This is a genomic window from Streptomyces sp. NPDC046308, from assembly GCF_055588065.1.
The window spans coordinates 20,931-35,643 of sequence record NZ_JBVJFB010000009.1; the positions used below are offsets into that span (position 1 = coordinate 20,931).

17 protein-coding genes and 1 pseudogene are annotated in these 14,713 nt (G+C 72.3%); 11 read left to right on the top strand and 7 right to left on the bottom strand.

Annotated features, from left to right (window positions below; all coding sequences use genetic code 11):
* Nucleotides 1–25: 25 nt before the first annotated feature.
* From ACZ6JT_RS29910 to ACZ6JT_RS29935, 6 genes are all read left to right on the top strand, one after another.
* Nucleotides 26–280 (top strand): acyl carrier protein, encoded by a 255-nt coding sequence (locus tag ACZ6JT_RS29910; RefSeq protein ID WP_469214494.1) that lies wholly within the window; start codon nt 26–28, stop codon nt 278–280.
* A 1-nt stretch (nt 281) separates the two neighbouring features.
* Nucleotides 282–761, top strand: coding sequence for an SRPBCC family protein (locus ACZ6JT_RS29915; protein ID WP_469214495.1), 480 nt, complete (start codon nt 282–284; stop codon nt 759–761).
* Nucleotides 762–781: 20 nt separating this feature from the next.
* Nucleotides 782–1,123 (top strand): TcmI family type II polyketide cyclase, encoded by a 342-nt coding sequence (locus ACZ6JT_RS29920; protein WP_365479202.1) that lies wholly within the window; start codon nt 782–784, stop codon nt 1,121–1,123.
* A gap of 210 nt (nt 1,124–1,333) precedes the next feature.
* The gene (locus ACZ6JT_RS29925; RefSeq protein ID WP_469214987.1) at nt 1,334–1,966 is read left to right on the top strand and encodes an NADPH-dependent FMN reductase; all 633 of its coding nucleotides are present in this window, start codon (nt 1,334–1,336) and stop codon (nt 1,964–1,966) included.
* A 64-nt stretch (nt 1,967–2,030) separates the two neighbouring features.
* Nucleotides 2,031–2,948, top strand: coding sequence for a MurR/RpiR family transcriptional regulator (locus ACZ6JT_RS29930; RefSeq protein ID WP_469214498.1), 918 nt, complete (start codon nt 2,031–2,033; stop codon nt 2,946–2,948).
* Between the two features lie 333 nt (nt 2,949–3,281).
* Nucleotides 3,282–3,668 carry a hypothetical protein gene (locus ACZ6JT_RS29935; protein WP_030723417.1) on the top strand — a complete coding sequence of 129 codons (387 nt, stop codon included), beginning with the start codon at nt 3,282–3,284 and terminating at the stop codon, nt 3,666–3,668.
* 15 nt (nt 3,669–3,683) lie between these two features.
* On the opposite strand, the gene ACZ6JT_RS29940 is transcribed toward ACZ6JT_RS29935, so the two are convergent.
* The gene (locus ACZ6JT_RS29940; RefSeq protein WP_469214499.1) at nt 3,684–4,058 is read right to left on the bottom strand and encodes a toxin Doc; all 375 of its coding nucleotides are present in this window, start codon (nt 4,056–4,058) and stop codon (nt 3,684–3,686) included.
* Between the two features lie 67 nt (nt 4,059–4,125).
* Nucleotides 4,126–4,968 (bottom strand): S1 family peptidase, encoded by an 843-nt coding sequence (locus ACZ6JT_RS29945; protein ID WP_469214501.1) that lies wholly within the window; start codon nt 4,966–4,968, stop codon nt 4,126–4,128.
* Nucleotides 4,969–5,199: 231 nt separating this feature from the next.
* Here ACZ6JT_RS29945 and ACZ6JT_RS29950 point away from each other — a divergent pair, with 231 nt between their 5' ends.
* Nucleotides 5,200–5,706 carry a hypothetical protein gene (locus ACZ6JT_RS29950; RefSeq protein WP_469214503.1) on the top strand — a complete coding sequence of 169 codons (507 nt, stop codon included), beginning with the start codon at nt 5,200–5,202 and terminating at the stop codon, nt 5,704–5,706.
* A gap of 44 nt (nt 5,707–5,750) precedes the next feature.
* Nucleotides 5,751–5,999: a hypothetical protein gene (locus ACZ6JT_RS29955; RefSeq protein WP_365479219.1), complete on the top strand. Its 249-nt coding sequence runs from the start codon at nt 5,751–5,753 to the stop codon at nt 5,997–5,999.
* A gap of 656 nt (nt 6,000–6,655) precedes the next feature.
* Here the strand turns inward: ACZ6JT_RS29955 and ACZ6JT_RS29960 are convergent.
* A pseudogene (locus tag ACZ6JT_RS29960) lies at nt 6,656–7,555 on the bottom strand (aldo/keto reductase); the annotation flags it as partial.
* Nucleotides 7,556–7,630: 75 nt separating this feature from the next.
* Between ACZ6JT_RS29960 and ACZ6JT_RS29965 the strand changes: the two are divergent.
* Entirely contained in the window at nt 7,631–8,659 is a 1,029-nt protein-coding gene (locus tag ACZ6JT_RS29965) for an ArsR family transcriptional regulator (RefSeq protein WP_469214506.1), read from the top strand.
* Nucleotides 8,660–8,742: 83 nt separating this feature from the next.
* Complete coding sequence (locus tag ACZ6JT_RS29970; protein ID WP_469214508.1) at nt 8,743–9,438, top strand: scabin-related ADP-ribosyltransferase; 696 nt, start codon at nt 8,743–8,745, stop codon at nt 9,436–9,438.
* A gap of 97 nt (nt 9,439–9,535) precedes the next feature.
* On the opposite strand, the gene ACZ6JT_RS29975 is transcribed toward ACZ6JT_RS29970, so the two are convergent.
* The 3 genes from ACZ6JT_RS29975 to ACZ6JT_RS29985 form a co-directional block, all read right to left on the bottom strand.
* Complete coding sequence (locus ACZ6JT_RS29975; protein ID WP_469214510.1) at nt 9,536–9,826, bottom strand: SHOCT domain-containing protein; 291 nt, start codon at nt 9,824–9,826, stop codon at nt 9,536–9,538.
* A gap of 140 nt (nt 9,827–9,966) precedes the next feature.
* Nucleotides 9,967–10,632 (bottom strand): response regulator, encoded by a 666-nt coding sequence (locus tag ACZ6JT_RS29980; RefSeq protein WP_469214511.1) that lies wholly within the window; start codon nt 10,630–10,632, stop codon nt 9,967–9,969.
* Nucleotides 10,629–11,834, bottom strand: coding sequence for a sensor histidine kinase (locus ACZ6JT_RS29985; RefSeq protein WP_469214513.1), 1,206 nt, complete (start codon nt 11,832–11,834; stop codon nt 10,629–10,631). Before ACZ6JT_RS29985 ends, ACZ6JT_RS29980 begins: the two co-directional genes overlap by 4 nt.
* A gap of 233 nt (nt 11,835–12,067) precedes the next feature.
* Here ACZ6JT_RS29985 and ACZ6JT_RS29990 point away from each other — a divergent pair, with 233 nt between their 5' ends.
* The gene (locus tag ACZ6JT_RS29990; protein ID WP_469214515.1) at nt 12,068–12,550 is read left to right on the top strand and encodes a hypothetical protein; all 483 of its coding nucleotides are present in this window, start codon (nt 12,068–12,070) and stop codon (nt 12,548–12,550) included.
* Between the two features lie 46 nt (nt 12,551–12,596).
* On the opposite strand, the gene ligA is transcribed toward ACZ6JT_RS29990, so the two are convergent.
* Nucleotides 12,597–14,666, bottom strand: a complete 2,070-nt coding sequence (gene ligA, locus ACZ6JT_RS29995) for an NAD-dependent DNA ligase LigA (RefSeq protein WP_469214989.1) — start codon at nt 14,664–14,666, stop codon at nt 12,597–12,599.
* Nucleotides 14,667–14,713 lie beyond the last annotated feature (47 nt).

A 14,713-nucleotide genomic window follows, 5' to 3' on the forward strand; every position in this document is an offset into this window, starting at 1 on the left:
CGCCTCGTAGGAAGAGAGAACCGAGATGTCCGACCGACTGACCATGGAGGAGCTGGCGGTGCTGATGAAGACCGCCGGAATCACCGTCGATCCCGCCGAGATGGCACGCCGTCCGGACTCCGCCTTCGACGAGTACGGCCTCGATTCGCTGGGCCTGCTCGGCATCGTCGGCGAACTGGAGAACCGGCGCGGGCGGGCCCTGCCCGCCGACGCCGACCGCTGCAAGACCCCCGGGGAATTCCTCGACCTCGTCAACAACAGCCTGATGACCGGAGCCTGATATGCCAGGACACACCGAGAACGAGATCACCGTCAACGCGCCCGTGGACGTCGTGTGGGAGATGACCAACGACCTCCCGAACTGGCCGCAGCTGTTCAGCGAGTACGCCTCGCTGGAGATCCTCGACCAGCAGGGCGACACCACGCGGTTCCGCCTGACCATGCACCCCGACGAGAACGGCAAGGTCTGGAGCTGGGTCTCGGAGCGCACCGTCGACCGCAAGAACCTCACGGTCCGGGCCCGACGCGTGGAAACGGGTCCCTTCGCGCACATGGACATCCACTGGCAGTACTTCAAGGTGCCCGGCGGCACCCGGATGAAGTGGACCCAGGACTTCGCGATGAAGCCGGACGCACCCGTCGACGACGCGTGGATGACCGACAACATCAACCGCAACTCCCCGATCCAGATGGCCCTCATCCGGGACAAGATCGAGCAGCGCGAGCGCGAGAACCGCACTCCTGCCGTCAGCCGTCTCTGAAACGAAAGGCAGGCACCCGGATGAACCAGCCGCACCGCGCCCTCATCGTGGCCCGCATGGCACCGGGGTCGGCGCCCGACATCGCCGAGCTCTTCGCGGGCTCCGACGCGGGCGAACTGCCGCACCTCGTAGGGGTCACGCGCCGCAGCCTCTTCCAGTTCGGCGACGTCTACCTGCACCTGATCGAGTCGGACCGGCCGCCCGGCCCGGCCATCGCGAAGGTCACCGACCACCCCGAGTTCCGGGACCTCAGCGACCGGCTCACGGCCTACATCAGCCCGCACAACCCGGAGACCTGGCGCAGCCCGAAGGACGCGATGGCCCACGAGTTCTACCGCTGGGAGAACCCCCGCGCGAAGTGACCCGGCGGTCCGGACGGGACCCGCACACCCGTGTGTGCGGGTCCCGCCGCGCGTGGCCGGTCCACGCGTCCGTTCCGGCGTCGGAGCAGCCGACCGCGCCGACAGAGCCGACAACGCCGACAACAGGGAGAGGGCATGAACCCGACAGACACCGACCGCTTCCCGGCGGACCCGGCCCGCCCGCACGAGGACGCGTTCTCCCGTTCCTCACTGCGCGTGCTCGTGCTGTCCGGGTCGTCTCGCACCGGCTCGGTCAACGCCCGGCTCGCGTCCCTGGCCGCCGCCCTCGTGACCAGGGCCGGCGCCGTCGCGGACGCCGCCACGCTCGCCGACTTCCCCATGCCGCTGTACGACGGCGACGTGGAGGCCGACGAGGGCGTGCCGCCGGGCGCCCTGGCCCTGTGCGATCGGCTCGACGCCGCGCAGGCGCTGGTGATCGCCTCGCCCGAGTACAACGCCTCCTTCCCGGGCACGCTGAAGAACGCCGTCGACTGGGTCTCGCGCCGCCGCCCGCAGCCCTTCAAGGACAAGCAGACCCTGCTCCTCTCGGCCTCACCCTCGATGGTCGGCGGCAACCGCGGGCTGTGGGCCCTGCGGGTCCCGCTGGAGCACCTCGGCGCCCGCGTCTACCCCGACATGTTCAGCCTGGCAGGCGCCCACCACGCGTTCTCCGAGAACGGCGCCCTCGCCGACCGGGACCTCGCCGAGCGGCTGACCTCGACGATCGGCTCCTTCCTCGCCCTCACCGAGGCGGACACCCGCTACGTGCACCTGCGGCACTGCTGGTACGAGTTCCTCGGCGACCGCACCGACGCCCCGGTCACCGCCCGGGCCGAGGACTGATCATCTACGGCCACGGGGCGTGAGCTATGTTGGAACGCGAGTGACGTGAGAAGGAGGCCCTCCGGTGTCATCGGGGCAGCAGGCACGGGCGCAGGCGGCCGCAATCAAGCCGAGCGGCCAGTCGTCGGAAGAGGTCCGCCCGCCGGCCGACCGGCTCCTCGCCCTGTTCGACGGCCGGCGCCTCTCGCCGGGCCAGCGCCGCATCGCCCAGTACCTGATCGACCACCTCACCGAGGCCGCGTTCCTGTCGATCACCGAGCTCGCCGAGCGGGTGGGCGTGAGCCAGCCCTCCGTGACCCGCTTCGCCTCCTCCCTCGGCTTCAGCGGCTACCCCGCCCTGCGCGACGTGCTCCAGCCGATCGCGCTCAGCGCGGTCGCCGGCGTCACGGACACCCGCGAGCAGATCCGCCGCAACGAACTGCAGGCGGCCGTGGACGCCGAGATCGAGAACCTGGAGAACGTGCGCCGGCTGCTCGCCGACACCAACCAGGTGCTGGACATCGGCCGTGAGCTGGCCGCCTCGGTGCCGCTGACCGTCCTCGGGCTGCGCATCTCGGTCTCCCTGGCGGAGTACTTCGCGTACGCGGCCCGGCGCATCCACCCCGACGTCCGGCTGGTGACCCGAGGCGGCAGCGTCGCCTTCGACGCGCTGCTCCAGTCCAGGGCGGCCGGCGGCACCTGGGTCCTCGCCTTCGCCATGCCGCGGCACGCCAAGGAGACCCTGGCTGCCATCCGGGCCGCCCGCAGTACGGGGCTGCGCGTGGTCCTGATCACGGACCCCACCCTGGGGCCGCTGGTGGACGAGGCGGACGTGGCCCTGACCGCCGGGACCGGCTCCCGCCTGGTCTTCGACTCGTACGCGGCGCCCGGCATGCTCTCGGCGGCCCTGCTGCAGTCGATGGCCGACGCGGACCCCGAGCGGACGCAGGCGCGTCTGGAGGACTACGAGCAGGTCGCCCACCACCACGGTTTCTTCCTGTAGGGCGGTTCGTCCCGATTGGGTGCCCGCTGGCCCGCTCCACCAGGGGATATTCAGCCTTGGGCATGCATGAAATTTTTCATACTCTTGCTTACTCGACGGTATATATGTTTACTGACGACGGCGCTCCGGATCCACCAGATGCCAAGGAGGGCGACCCCACGTCCTCTCGAACGCACGCACGGCACGACGAACCTCCTCACGTCGCGGCCGCGCGGTCGAGTCCAGGCTTTCGGATCCCGCAGAGCGCCCATGGCGGCCTCGGTCAACCCCTGGGCCGAGGCCGCCCCCAGAACGTCTCGATCAGAGCTTCGACACCATTCGGAAGTGACGAGAATGCCCCAGACGGCCACGTTTACGCTCAGCCCGGACTGGCCCTTGCAGGTCAAGGCGCCCGGAACGCACGACTGGGAGCGCACGGCCACGCGCTGGCTGCGGGACCTGCTTCCGGCCCGCTACGGCGGATACCTCACGCTCACCCGCCACCACGCGCTCCTCGCCCGCCACGTCCAGCTCCAGCTGCAGCACGAGATGCGCGCCGTACGCGCGGCCCTGCAGACCAGCCGGGCCGAGCTGCCCACGATGGGCATAGCCGAGACGGTCATCGAGAACTCGATCAGGATGTACGCCCTGGAGCTCGAGCAGCTGAGCCGGCTCGCCCGCGGCGCGCGCCTGGTCTCCGACGCCCTCCTCGTGGGCACGCCCGCCCAGCGCAGGCGCTGACGGCCCCGCCCGGGGTCAGGCGGGCTGCCAGGACCTCAGCCGCGCCGCCACGTCGTAGACGCTCACCCGGAGCGTGCGGATGTCGGTGATCAGGTCGCGCCACTGCTCGTAGGAGGCCTCCACGGCCTTGCCGGAGGCCTCGATGTACGCGACGGCGACCCCGTAGGCGAAGTACTCGTTGGAGTCGGGCAGCGGCCGGAGCAGGACGATCGCGTCGAGCAGCGCGGCCGCGCGCCAGTAGGCGTCGGGGTCGTCCACTTCCAGGCTGGGCGTGTTCACCCGGTGCCGGGCGACGGCGGCGACCAGGGCGGAGTGGTCGGCCACCTCCACGTACTTGAACAGCGCCTCCTGCCGCTCCAGCAGCCAGCGGTGATCGATGTGCAGTTCCACGCGTCCGAGTATCCCCGCCCGGAGCCCGGCCGTGGGGCTTTTCGGGACGGGCGGGGACGTGCTCCGGTTACGGCTTGGGCAGCAGGCAGCCGGGGCGGCTCAGGTCGATCTTGTTGCCGGGGGCGATGCAGGGGACGATGATGTACGTCTCCTGGGCGTAGTTGATGCCCTGGCGGACCGTCACGGTGCCGTTCTCGTCCACCTCGCACGGGTTGTTCACGGTGCAGCGCCCGCCGTCCTCATTGCCCGTGTTGTTGACGGCGACGACCTTGCCGGTCGTCGTGTCGATGACCGGCGAGCCGGAGGTGCCGCCGATGGTGTTGCACGACGAGGTGTAGCGGACCGAGTCCTTCCAGGTCCAGTCGCCCTCCTTGAGGCGGTAGGCGAAGCCGTCCACGTTGCAGCTGTAGATCCGCTTCCAGTAGCCGGAGACCACCTTGATCGCCGAACCCTGCGCCGGGCGCGTGTCGTTCAGGGTCAGCGCGGTGATGCCGTACTGGCTCTGGATCTGGGCGTAGGTCTTGGTGAGCTGGTAGATCGAGACGTCCGTGTCGGTCATCGTCCCGTACGCGATCTTGCTGGCCCGCAGGGTCGCGACCTTCGAACCCGACGCGTTGAGCAGGGAGAAGGAGCGCGAGGACGGCCGGTCCTTGACGACCTCGCCGGCGGCCGGGAACCCGGTCTCCAGGCAGTGCCCGTTGGACAGGACGAGCGCGGGGTCGTTCGGCTGGGAGGCGGGCGCGCGGACGACGGAGCCGGAACAGTTGCTGAGCGCCACGGTGCCGGCGTAGTTGACGGCGACGGCGGTCGCCGGGGGCGCCGCCTGGGTGTTCGGCGCGGCGACGGCCGGGGCGACCGCTGCTCCCATCAGGAACAGCGAGAGTAAGGCGCCGGCGAGAGGCTTCTTCATGTGGGGGTTCCCCTCTGATGACAATGCGACCGAAGATCCTTCGGTTGTCATGTGCATTGTTGAGACACTTGCCTCAAGTCACAAGAGGGCATGGAGAGTTGGAGCCACGGCCGGGGGAGGGGCCCCGAGGGGCTCCGGAGGCTTCCGGATCTGACCGCCGCACGGGTGTTCCGCAGCGGACGCTTTGCCTCCTACGGTCTGTGCACCATGGGTTCCGGATCGGGAGGCAGCGTGAAGCGCGAGATCGACATCGACCAGCTGGTGACGGCGATGAAGGCGGTCGACGAGGCGGGGCGGCTCTTCGAGGAGGCGCGCGCCGTGTACGAGGCGCGCGGCCTCAAGCGGAACAGCGACGACTTCAAGGTCGCGGGCGGCTCCGTGCAGACACTGCAGGGCGCCGAGGAGATGGCCCTCGGCACCCGGAGGTTCCTCACCGAGCTGGCGCTGGTCGTCGGCTACGCGACCGCCGGCTTCGAGGAACGCGTGGGCGGGAGATCGGCGACGGCCCGCACCGGCTTCTCCGGCATCTCCGGCGGCGGTGCCCGGATGGCCCGCCCGCTGCTCGACCCGACCGTGCGGGGGCTGCGGCTGCTGCTGGACGTCGACTTCTTCGAGCCCGTCTTCAGGGCCGAGATAGAAGAGGTCCTCCTGGCCGAAAAGGCGACCTACCCCGATCCCTCGATGTTCCGCATCCCCGCGGCGGCGGACGGCGCCGCCCCGGTCGGCCGTACGTCCTGAGCCCCCGGGGTGCCGGGCCGCCGCCCGGGGGCGAGGCTGGGGGTATGCGTCATGCGCCCGTCGTCGTACACCGGATCTTCCCGTCGGGAGGCCGGCAGGTGACCCTGCGGACCGCGAGCGGAGAGCAGTCCCTCGGGCTGGCCCACTCGGACGAGGACGTCATCGAGTTCCTGAGGCGGGCCGGCATGCCGGACCCCGACGAGGTGGTCCTCGGCGGCACCGAACTGGTGGAGTGGGCCGCGGACACCCCCCACGTCTACGAGGCCGACCCCCCGACGGAGGACCTCCCGTAAGGCAGCCCTCCCCCTTGGCCGCAGCCGCACCGCGCGGCGGAGGCCGAACGGCGCGCCTCAAAGCCCGGGGCTCCGCCCCGCACCCCGCTCCTCAATCGCCGGAGGGGCTGAATGGGTGCGGCGGAGGCCGGATGGTGCGGCGTGCCCAGCTGGAAGGTGCGGCTCAAAGATCGGGGCTCCGCCCCGCACCCCGCTCCTCAATCGCCGGAGGGGCTGAATTTGGCGCGGCGTAGCCGAAGGGTGCGGCTCGGCTGCCGCTGCGGCTCAAGGATCGGGGCTCCGCCCCGGACCCCGCTCCTCAAACGCCGGAGGGGCTGGATTTGTGCGGCGGAGGCTGGATGGTGCGGCACGGCTGGCCGGTGCGGCACGGCTGGCCGGTGCGGCGTAGCCGAAGGGGGCGGGGGTTGGGGGTAGCAGCCGGGTCGGTTGGGGTGGGGGTGGGTGTGTGTCGGGGTGATCCCCGCAGGGTGCCGAACGCACTGCCGCCGAGCTGTCCGACCTCCCGTCACGTTCGGCGCCCGAGGAGACGCCCCGGCGCGCGCCCGCCCCCACCCCAACCGACCCCCACACCCGCTCGGCCGCGCCACGACAGGCCCCCCACACCGCCCCAAGCGGCGCAGCCAACCCGCCCGAGCGGCGCAGCCAATCTCACGCCCCCGGCGGTGAACGGCGTCCAGTGCGGCCACCTCCTCCGGGGCCAAGCGCACCGCGCCCGCCGCCACGTTCGCCTCCAGGTGCGCCCGGTTGCCCGTGCCGGGGATGGTCAGGACGTGGGGCCCCTGCCGCAGGGTCCATGCCAGCCGCACCTGCGCCGGGCTCGCGCCGTGCGCCCGGGCGACGGCGCGTACCTCCTCGTGCTCGGTGCCGCTCGCGCCCGCCTCCCGCCCGTCGCCGGCGATGGAGTAGAAGGGGACGAAGGCGACCCCCAGTTCGCCGCAGGTGCGCAGGAACGCGTCGTGGTCGGGCCGCACCCCGATGCCATACATGTTCTGCACGCAGACGACCGGCGCGATGGCCCGCGCCTCCTCCAGGTGTTCGGGGGTGACGTTGGAGATGCCCAGGTGGCGGATGAGCCCCGCCTCGCGCAGCTCGGCGAGTGCTCCGAACCGCTCGGCGATGGAATCGCTCCCGACGACCCGCAGGTTCACCACGTCGAGGTGGTCGCGGCCCAGCTGGCGCAGGTTCTCCTCGACCTGGCCGCGCAGCTGCCGGGCCGTGGCATGGGGGATCCACGCCCCGGACGGATCCCGGCCGGGACCGACCTTGGTGGTGATGACGAGGTCTTCCGGGTAGGGGGCCAGCGCCCGGTTGATCAGTTCGTTGGCGGAGCGCAGCGGCGAGAAGTAGAACGCGGCGGTGTCTATGTGGTTCACCCCGAGCTCGACGGCCCGGCGCAGCACGCCGATCGCCCGGCCCCGGTCGCTGGGCACGGCACCGTCCGCGAACGCCTCCCCGCTCTGCGTCAGCCGCATCGCGCCGAAACCGATCCGGTTGATCTCCAGGTCGCCGAGTGTCCAGGTTCCCGCGGCCGCCGCCGTGATCGTCTGTGAGGTCATGGCCGGATGCTCTCCGCTGTGTATGCTGCCGGGCCATTGATTAAGGCATGTGTGAATCCTCGGGGGAGGCCGGCCGTGCGGGCGGAGCTGACGTTCTCGGTGGGCGATCTGGCGCAGATGCGGTTCGCCGTCTCGCCGATGTGGGAGGTCGGCCCGAGCTTCCGGTTGCTGCGCTCCGGCGCCGCGTCCCCCGTGCACGGGCCGTGGGCCGCGCAGGTGAGGCCGCGACTGGCGGCCGCCGGTCTCGACCGGGGCTGGCTGGCCGAACTGATCCCACCCTCGGGATACGTACCCGACTTCCTCAATCCGGCGCCGAGCGGCCCGGCTCCCGCCCTGACGGAGGAACTGGCCGGGATCCGGGCCTCTCCCGCCGACCGGGTCCGCCGGGACCTCGACCGCCTGCGGCACGAACAAGGGGGCCTCGGCCCCCGGACGCGGAGCCTGTACGCCGAACCGCGGGCCCGGCTGGAGCGGGTCGCGGAGGAGATCGAGACCTACTGGGAGCTGGCGCTGGCGCCGTACTGGGCGCGGATCCGCGCCGTACTCGACGCCGATGTGTTCCACCGGGCCCGGCACGTCGCCGAGCACGGCGCGGGCCGGCTCTTCAACGATCTGCACCCGTCGGTGAGCTGGGACGACAACGCGCTCCGGCTGGCGCGCCGGCACCGGCCCCTGTCCCGCCGAACCGCGGGCGCGGGGCTGCTGCTGATCCCCTCGGTCTTCACCGGGCCGGTCCCGTTCACCCGTGTCACGCCTCCGGAACCGCCGCAGCTCGCCTATCCGGCGCGCGGCACGGGTGCGCTGTGGGAATCCCGGCCCGTCCCCCGGAGCGAGGCCCTGGCCGCCGTGCTCGGCCGCTCCCGGACGCTGCTGCTGACCGAACTGGACTCACCGGCCTCCACCACCGAACTGGCCCGGCGCACCGGCCTCTCGGCCGCCGGGGTGTCCCAGAACCTGACCGCCCTGCGCGCCGCGGGTCTGGTCAGCGCCCACCGGGCCGGCCGCTCGGTGCTGTACGCCCGCACCGCGGTCGCCGACTCCGTCCTCCGCGCACCCTCCGAGCAGGGGCCTCCGCGGGCGTGCCCACCCCACTCGTCCGGGTGATCACCTTTCGCCACCCTCGATCCGTGCGGGGACATGTCGCTATAAAGGGGGCCGTCATGTTGATCAACTGATGGGCACTCACCATGCTGAAGGCCGCCCTGCGGGTCCTCGCCGCCGCTTCGCTCGCCTCCGCCGCCGCCATCTCCCCGGCCGCCGCCGCACCTACCCTCCCCGCGCCCGCCCCGGACACCGGCCCCTGCGGGCCCGTTTCCGAGTTCGACTCGTGGGACTGGTTCAGCACCACCACCAACCCCTTCATCGCCTACGCCGTGGAGGCCGCCGCGAAGGCCGAGAACTGGCACTGGCGCGTCGACGACAACACCCTGTGGCGCGGCGACACCCGCGAGAACGTCGAGGAGCTCTTCCAGACGGGCTTCACTCCGCGCGGAGACCAACTGACCCCGCTGGCCGAGTACATCGTCAAGGGCGGCGGGCAGACCAGCGCCCACCTCAGCACCAGCTGCGAGAAGTGGGTGGCCGAGAAGTTCGCCACCTACGGCGCGGCCAAGACGGGATGGGTCTACGAGATCGAGGCGCCGGGCGGCATCGACGTGAACTCCACCGCCTGGGCCAACAACTACGAGTCCCCCTACCTGTGGAACAAGGAGATCGACTTCCCCGGCGGGGTCGAGGGGCGGTTCATCAAGCAGGCCTGCAAGATCCGCCTGGTCGGCACCGACCCGGTGACCAAGGTCAACACCTACGAGAACCTCGGCTGCAAGGACAACCGGCGGTTCGCACCCTTCCGCACCGTCGAGGAACCGGCGCTCAGCCGCTGACGCCCGGCGTCCGGCGTCCGGCGTCCGGGAGTTCGTGACGGTGGTGGGACCACCTCGGGTGGTCCCACCGACGACCGGCCACCGACCGCGCTCGCGGTCAGAGCGGGCCGTCCTTGAGGGAGCGGCCGAACTGCTCGTCCAGGACGGACAGTCGCCGCCAGTACTCGTCCTCGTCGATCTCGCCCGACGCGAAGCGTCGCCCCAGGACGGCGATCGGCGAGTGTTCGCCGTACGCCGCGGCCCGGTTCTGCCACGGCGCACGGCGGCCGCGCCACACGGTGCGGCGCAGGACGGTCACGACGCCGATGACGACCGCCGCCCAGATCAGCGGGAAGAACAGGACCCAGGGTCCCGGCCCGTCGTAGGCGAGGGTGGTGAAGGTGTTCATCTCGGTTCAGCTCCTCGGGATCGTGGACTTTTCGTCTCGCTCCGAGGGTGGCTCCGGGAGGGGTGCCGGGTCGTCGTACGGCCGGCTGCACCGTGGGTACTTCAGCGGGAGTACGGCCCCGGGCGCACGGCCGGACCGGCTCAGCCGAGCCAGCCGGGCCGGACCAGCCCCGACTCGTAGGCCAGGACGACGAGCTGCGCGCGGTCCCGGGCGCCGAGCTTGACCATGGTCCGGCTGACGTGCGTCTTCGCGGTGAGCGGGCTGACGACGAGCCGACGGGCGATCTCCTCATTGGACAGGCCCAGGCCGACCAGCGCCATCACCTCCCGCTCCCGCTCGGTGAGCCGGCCCAGGTCCGCCGCCGCGGCGGGCTGCTTCGAACGCACCGCGAACTCCGCGATCAGGCGGCGCGTGACCCCGGGAGACAGCAGGGCGTCGCCCCCGACCACGGCCCGCACCGCACGCAGCAGTTCCTCCGGCTCGGTGTCCTTGACCAGGAAGCCGGAGGCACCGGACCGGATCGCCTCGAAGACGTACTCGTCAAGCTCGAAGGTGGTCAGCATGACCACCCGCACGGCCGTCAGGCCCCCGTCCTCGGTGATCCTGCGGGTGGCCTCGAGCCCGTCCAGCACCGGCATCCGGATGTCCATGAGCACGACGTCGGGCCGCAGCTCCCGCGCCAGCCGCACGGCCTCCTCGCCGTTCGCGGCCTCGCCCGCCACCTCGATGTCGGGCTGGGCGTCGAGCAGCGCCCGGAACCCGGCCCGGACGAGCAGCTGGTCGTCGGCCAGCAGCACCCGGATCACGGATCCCCCTCGGCGGCCGCGGCCGTCAGCGGGAGCCGCGCGACCACCCGGAAACCACCGTCAGCACGTGGTCCGGCCTCGATGCCGCCGCCCAGGGCCGAGGCCCGCTCCCGCATCCCGACGAGACCCTTGCCACTGCCGTCCGAGGCTCCGCCCGTGGCCGGGCCGTCGTCGTCCACCCGGAGCTCCAGGGCGCCCGGAAGCCAGGCCAGCCGGATACGGGCCGTGCGCGCACCGGAGTGCCGTACGACATTGGTCAGCGCCTCCTGCAGGATCCGGAAGGCGGCCAGGTCCACTCCGGGCGCCAGCGCCCGGGCCTCTCCCTCGTCCGTGACCTCCACGGTGAGCCCCGCGGCCGCCGCCTGCTCCACGAGCTCGCCGAGCCGGTCGAGGCCCGGAGCCGGGGTGCGCGGCGCCTCGCCGGGGGCGCGCAGGGTGTCGAGGACCTGCCGGACCTCGCCCAGGGCCTCCTTGCTCGCCGCCTTGATGGTGGTCAGCGCCGTACGCGCCTGCTCGGGGTCGGAGTCGAGCAGGGCCAGCCCCACCCCCGCCTGGACATTGATCACCGAGATGCTGTGGGCGAGGACGTCGTGCAGCTCGCGGGCGATCCGCAGCCGCTCCTCGTCCACCCGGCGTCTCTCCGCCGCCCTGCGCTCGTCCCGCTCACGGGCCCACTGCTCCCGGCGCATCCGGACCAGCTCGGAGACGGCGAGGATCGCGAGGACCCACGCGGTGACGGCCAGCTCCTGTGACCAGGGCGCAGGCCCGTCCCCGGCGGGCGGGAGCCATCGGTACAGCCAGTGACCGATCAGCAGGTGCCCGGCCCAGAGCAGGCCGACGGCCCCCCACGCGGCCCGCCGGCGGCCCGCGACCACGGCGGCGAAGCACGCCACCGCCAGGCTGAGGAAGACGGGGCCGTAGGGGTACCCGGCGCCGACGTAGACCAGGGTCACCGCACTGACCGCGTACACCACGGCCACCGGATGGCGGTGCCGCGCCACGAGGAGCGCGGGCCCGAGCAGCAGCAGGAGCCGCGCGAAGCCGTCCAGGGCCACCCGCCCGCTCTGCGCGTGCGCGGCCCATCCGGCGCCGACCTGCGCGAAGACGGCGACGAGCAGCGCGGAGCGCCAGGCCGGGCCCCGCCCGGTCCGCTCCACCCATCTGCGCCACGGGGGACCCGGGCGCTCGCGCAGCTCGTCCATACGGCCACGCTAGACGGCGCCCGCTCTCACCCGCGTCACCCCGGCGTAGCGTCTCCGGCGTACTCCCCAGGTAGTACGCCGACCAGGCCCTCGCGGTGCCCCCGCAGCCGGTACGCGCACCGCACCCCCGCCCCGTCCGCCTCCCGGCCCTGCGGATGCGAGGCTCGCCCGGATGGGGGAAGCTGGGCATGATCTCGGCGCCGAAGCCGGGACCGACGGGCGAGGAGGACGTCGTGGACGCATCAGGAGACGGCCGGCGCGTCCGAGGCCCCTGGGCCAGGATGCGGACCGCCACTCTGCTCTGTGCGGCCGCGGCGCTTGCGGCGGGCACCGTACCGGCCTCGGCGCAGCCCCGGGCCGTGCCGGTTCCCGCGCCGGATCCGGTGGTGGTCGTCGACTGCTTCTCGAAGCCCCAGGTGCGCCCCGAGGAGTACCTGCTGGCCTGCGGCGACGGCAACAACCGTCTCGTGAGGCTCCGATGGGACACGTGGGGCCCGCGGACCGCGACGGCCACGGGCACCGACATGGTGAACGACTGCAAGCCCTACTGCGCGGCGGGCCGTTTCCGGTCCTACCCGGTGACGGTGACCCTGAGCAGCCCGGAACCCTGGCCGGACCGTCCCGACGTCCAGCGCTTCACGATGATCAGGCTCCTCTACACGGACACCGCCCCGGCGCCGGTTGCCAAGGACGTGAGCTACAAGCTCGTGTACTGACGCGGTCAGCCCGGTCAGCCCGGTCAGCCCGGTCCCCGGCCCCCGGTCAGCCCAGGCAGTCCGCGACGAGCTCGGCGAAGGCCTCCGGGGTGAGGACCGTGACCCCCAGCTCCGCCGCCTTCACCGCCTTGGAGCTCGGCTTCCCGTTCGCGGACGGCGCGCAGACCAGGTAGGTGGTCTTGGAGTTGACGCTGCTGCCCGCCCGGCCGCCGGCCTTCTCGACCAGCGCGTTCATCTCCGAGCGCCCCATGTCCGCCAGCGGGCCGCTCATCTTGCCGGTGACGACGACCGTCCGGCCCGCCAGCGGGCCCTGCGCGGCAGCCTGGGGCTGCCGCGGCTCCGTCATCCCGACCCCGGCGGCCGCCAGTTTGTCGATGACCCGGGCCAGCGAGGCCACCTGCTCCACGATCACCGGGGCCTTCTCCGGCCCGATGCCCTCGACTTCCTGCATCGCGGAGGCGTCGGCCCGCCGGATGGCGTCCATGGTCCCGAAGTGCGCCGCGATGCGGCGGGACATGCTGCGCCCCGTGCCGAGCACGCCCAGGGCGCAGAAGACGCGGCTGAGCGGGCGGGACCTGGCGGCGGCGATCTGCTCGGCCAGCTTCGCCCCCCGCTTGGCACTGCCGGAGGCGGCGGTGAGCTGCTCCTCGGTGAGGGTGAACAGATCGGCGACGTCGGTGACGTCACCGGACTCGATCAGGGCGTTGACGTACGTCCTGCCCAGGCCGTCGATGTCGAGCATGTCGCGGCCGGCGGCGTACTCGATCAGCGCGGGCAGCGCGCACCCGGTGCCCTTCGCGCAGCGCCACCGCTCCTGGTCCTTGTTGATCTCCCCGCCGCAGTTCGGACACGCCGTGGGCAGTGGCACCTCCTGCGCCCCGGCCGGCCGGAGCCCGATGACCGCGGCCTGGACGCGGGGGATGATGTCGCCCGCCTTGTAGACGGTCACGGTGTCGCCGATGTGGAGGTCGCGGCGGCGGATGTCCGCGGGGTTGTGCAGCGTGGCCCTGGTGACCGTGGATCCGTCGATGTCCACCGGTTCGAGTACGGCCGTCGGGGCCAGTACGCCGGTCCGGCCCACGTCCCAGACCACCTCCTTCAGCACCGTCTGCCGCTCGACCGCCGGGAGCTTGAAGGCGATCGCCCAGTACGGGAACCTGCTGCCGAATCCGGCCGCGGCCTGCTCGGCCGCGTCGTTCGCCTTGATCACCACCCCGTCGATGCCGAACGGCAGGGCGGGCCGCAGCGCGGCGATCGCGTCGACCTTCCGCTGCGCCTCGGCGAGGGTCGCGACCACGTGCAGACCGGCGGGGGTGCCGGCCGTCGTCTGGACTCCGGCCTCTTCGACCGCGGCCAGGACCTCGGCGTGCGTGGCCCCCGAGGGGACGAAGGCGACCCCGTCGAGCTCGACCGCCCCGTACGCCCAGAACGACATCGCGAGCCGGTACGGACGGTCCTTCGCGCGCAGGGTGCCGGCCGTGCCGTTGCGCGGGTTCGCGAAGACCTGCGCGCCGTGCGCACTGCGGACCTCGTTCGCGGTCTCGAACTGCGCCTGGGTGAACAGGACTTCGCCGCGCACCTCGAACGTGGCCGGCACGGGCAGCCGCTCGGGCAGGCCCTCGATGGTGCCGATGACGTGGCTGACGTCCTCGCCGTGCGTGCCGTTGCCGCGGGTGATGATCTGCTTCAGCCGCCCGGCGCGGTACCGGGCGGCGACGGCCGCTCCGTCCATCTTCGGCTCGACCGTGAACCCGCCGGCGGCCGGACGCCCCAGGCGGCGCTGGAGCGAGGCCTCCCAGGCCACCAGGCCGGCCGGGTCGAAGACGTTGTCGAGGCTGAGCAGCCGGGTGGTGTGCGCGATGTCGCCGACCGGGGCGGCGCCGTCACCGACCAGACCCGTCGGGGATTCCTGGTCGGCCTCGTCCGGGTGCTCCGCCTCCCACGCGAGCACGGACAGCCGCAGCCGGTCGTAAGCGGCGTCGTCCAGCGGGGTGTTCTCGCCGCCGTAGTAGGCGTGGGACGCCTCGCGCAACTGCCGTATCGCGGCACGGTAGCCGGCATGGCCGGACAGGCCGGACACATCGGAGATACCGGGCGTGCTGGGCACGTTGGGCATGCTGGACAACGCCTCGTCGGCGGGAAGGATCGTCATGAGAATGATCC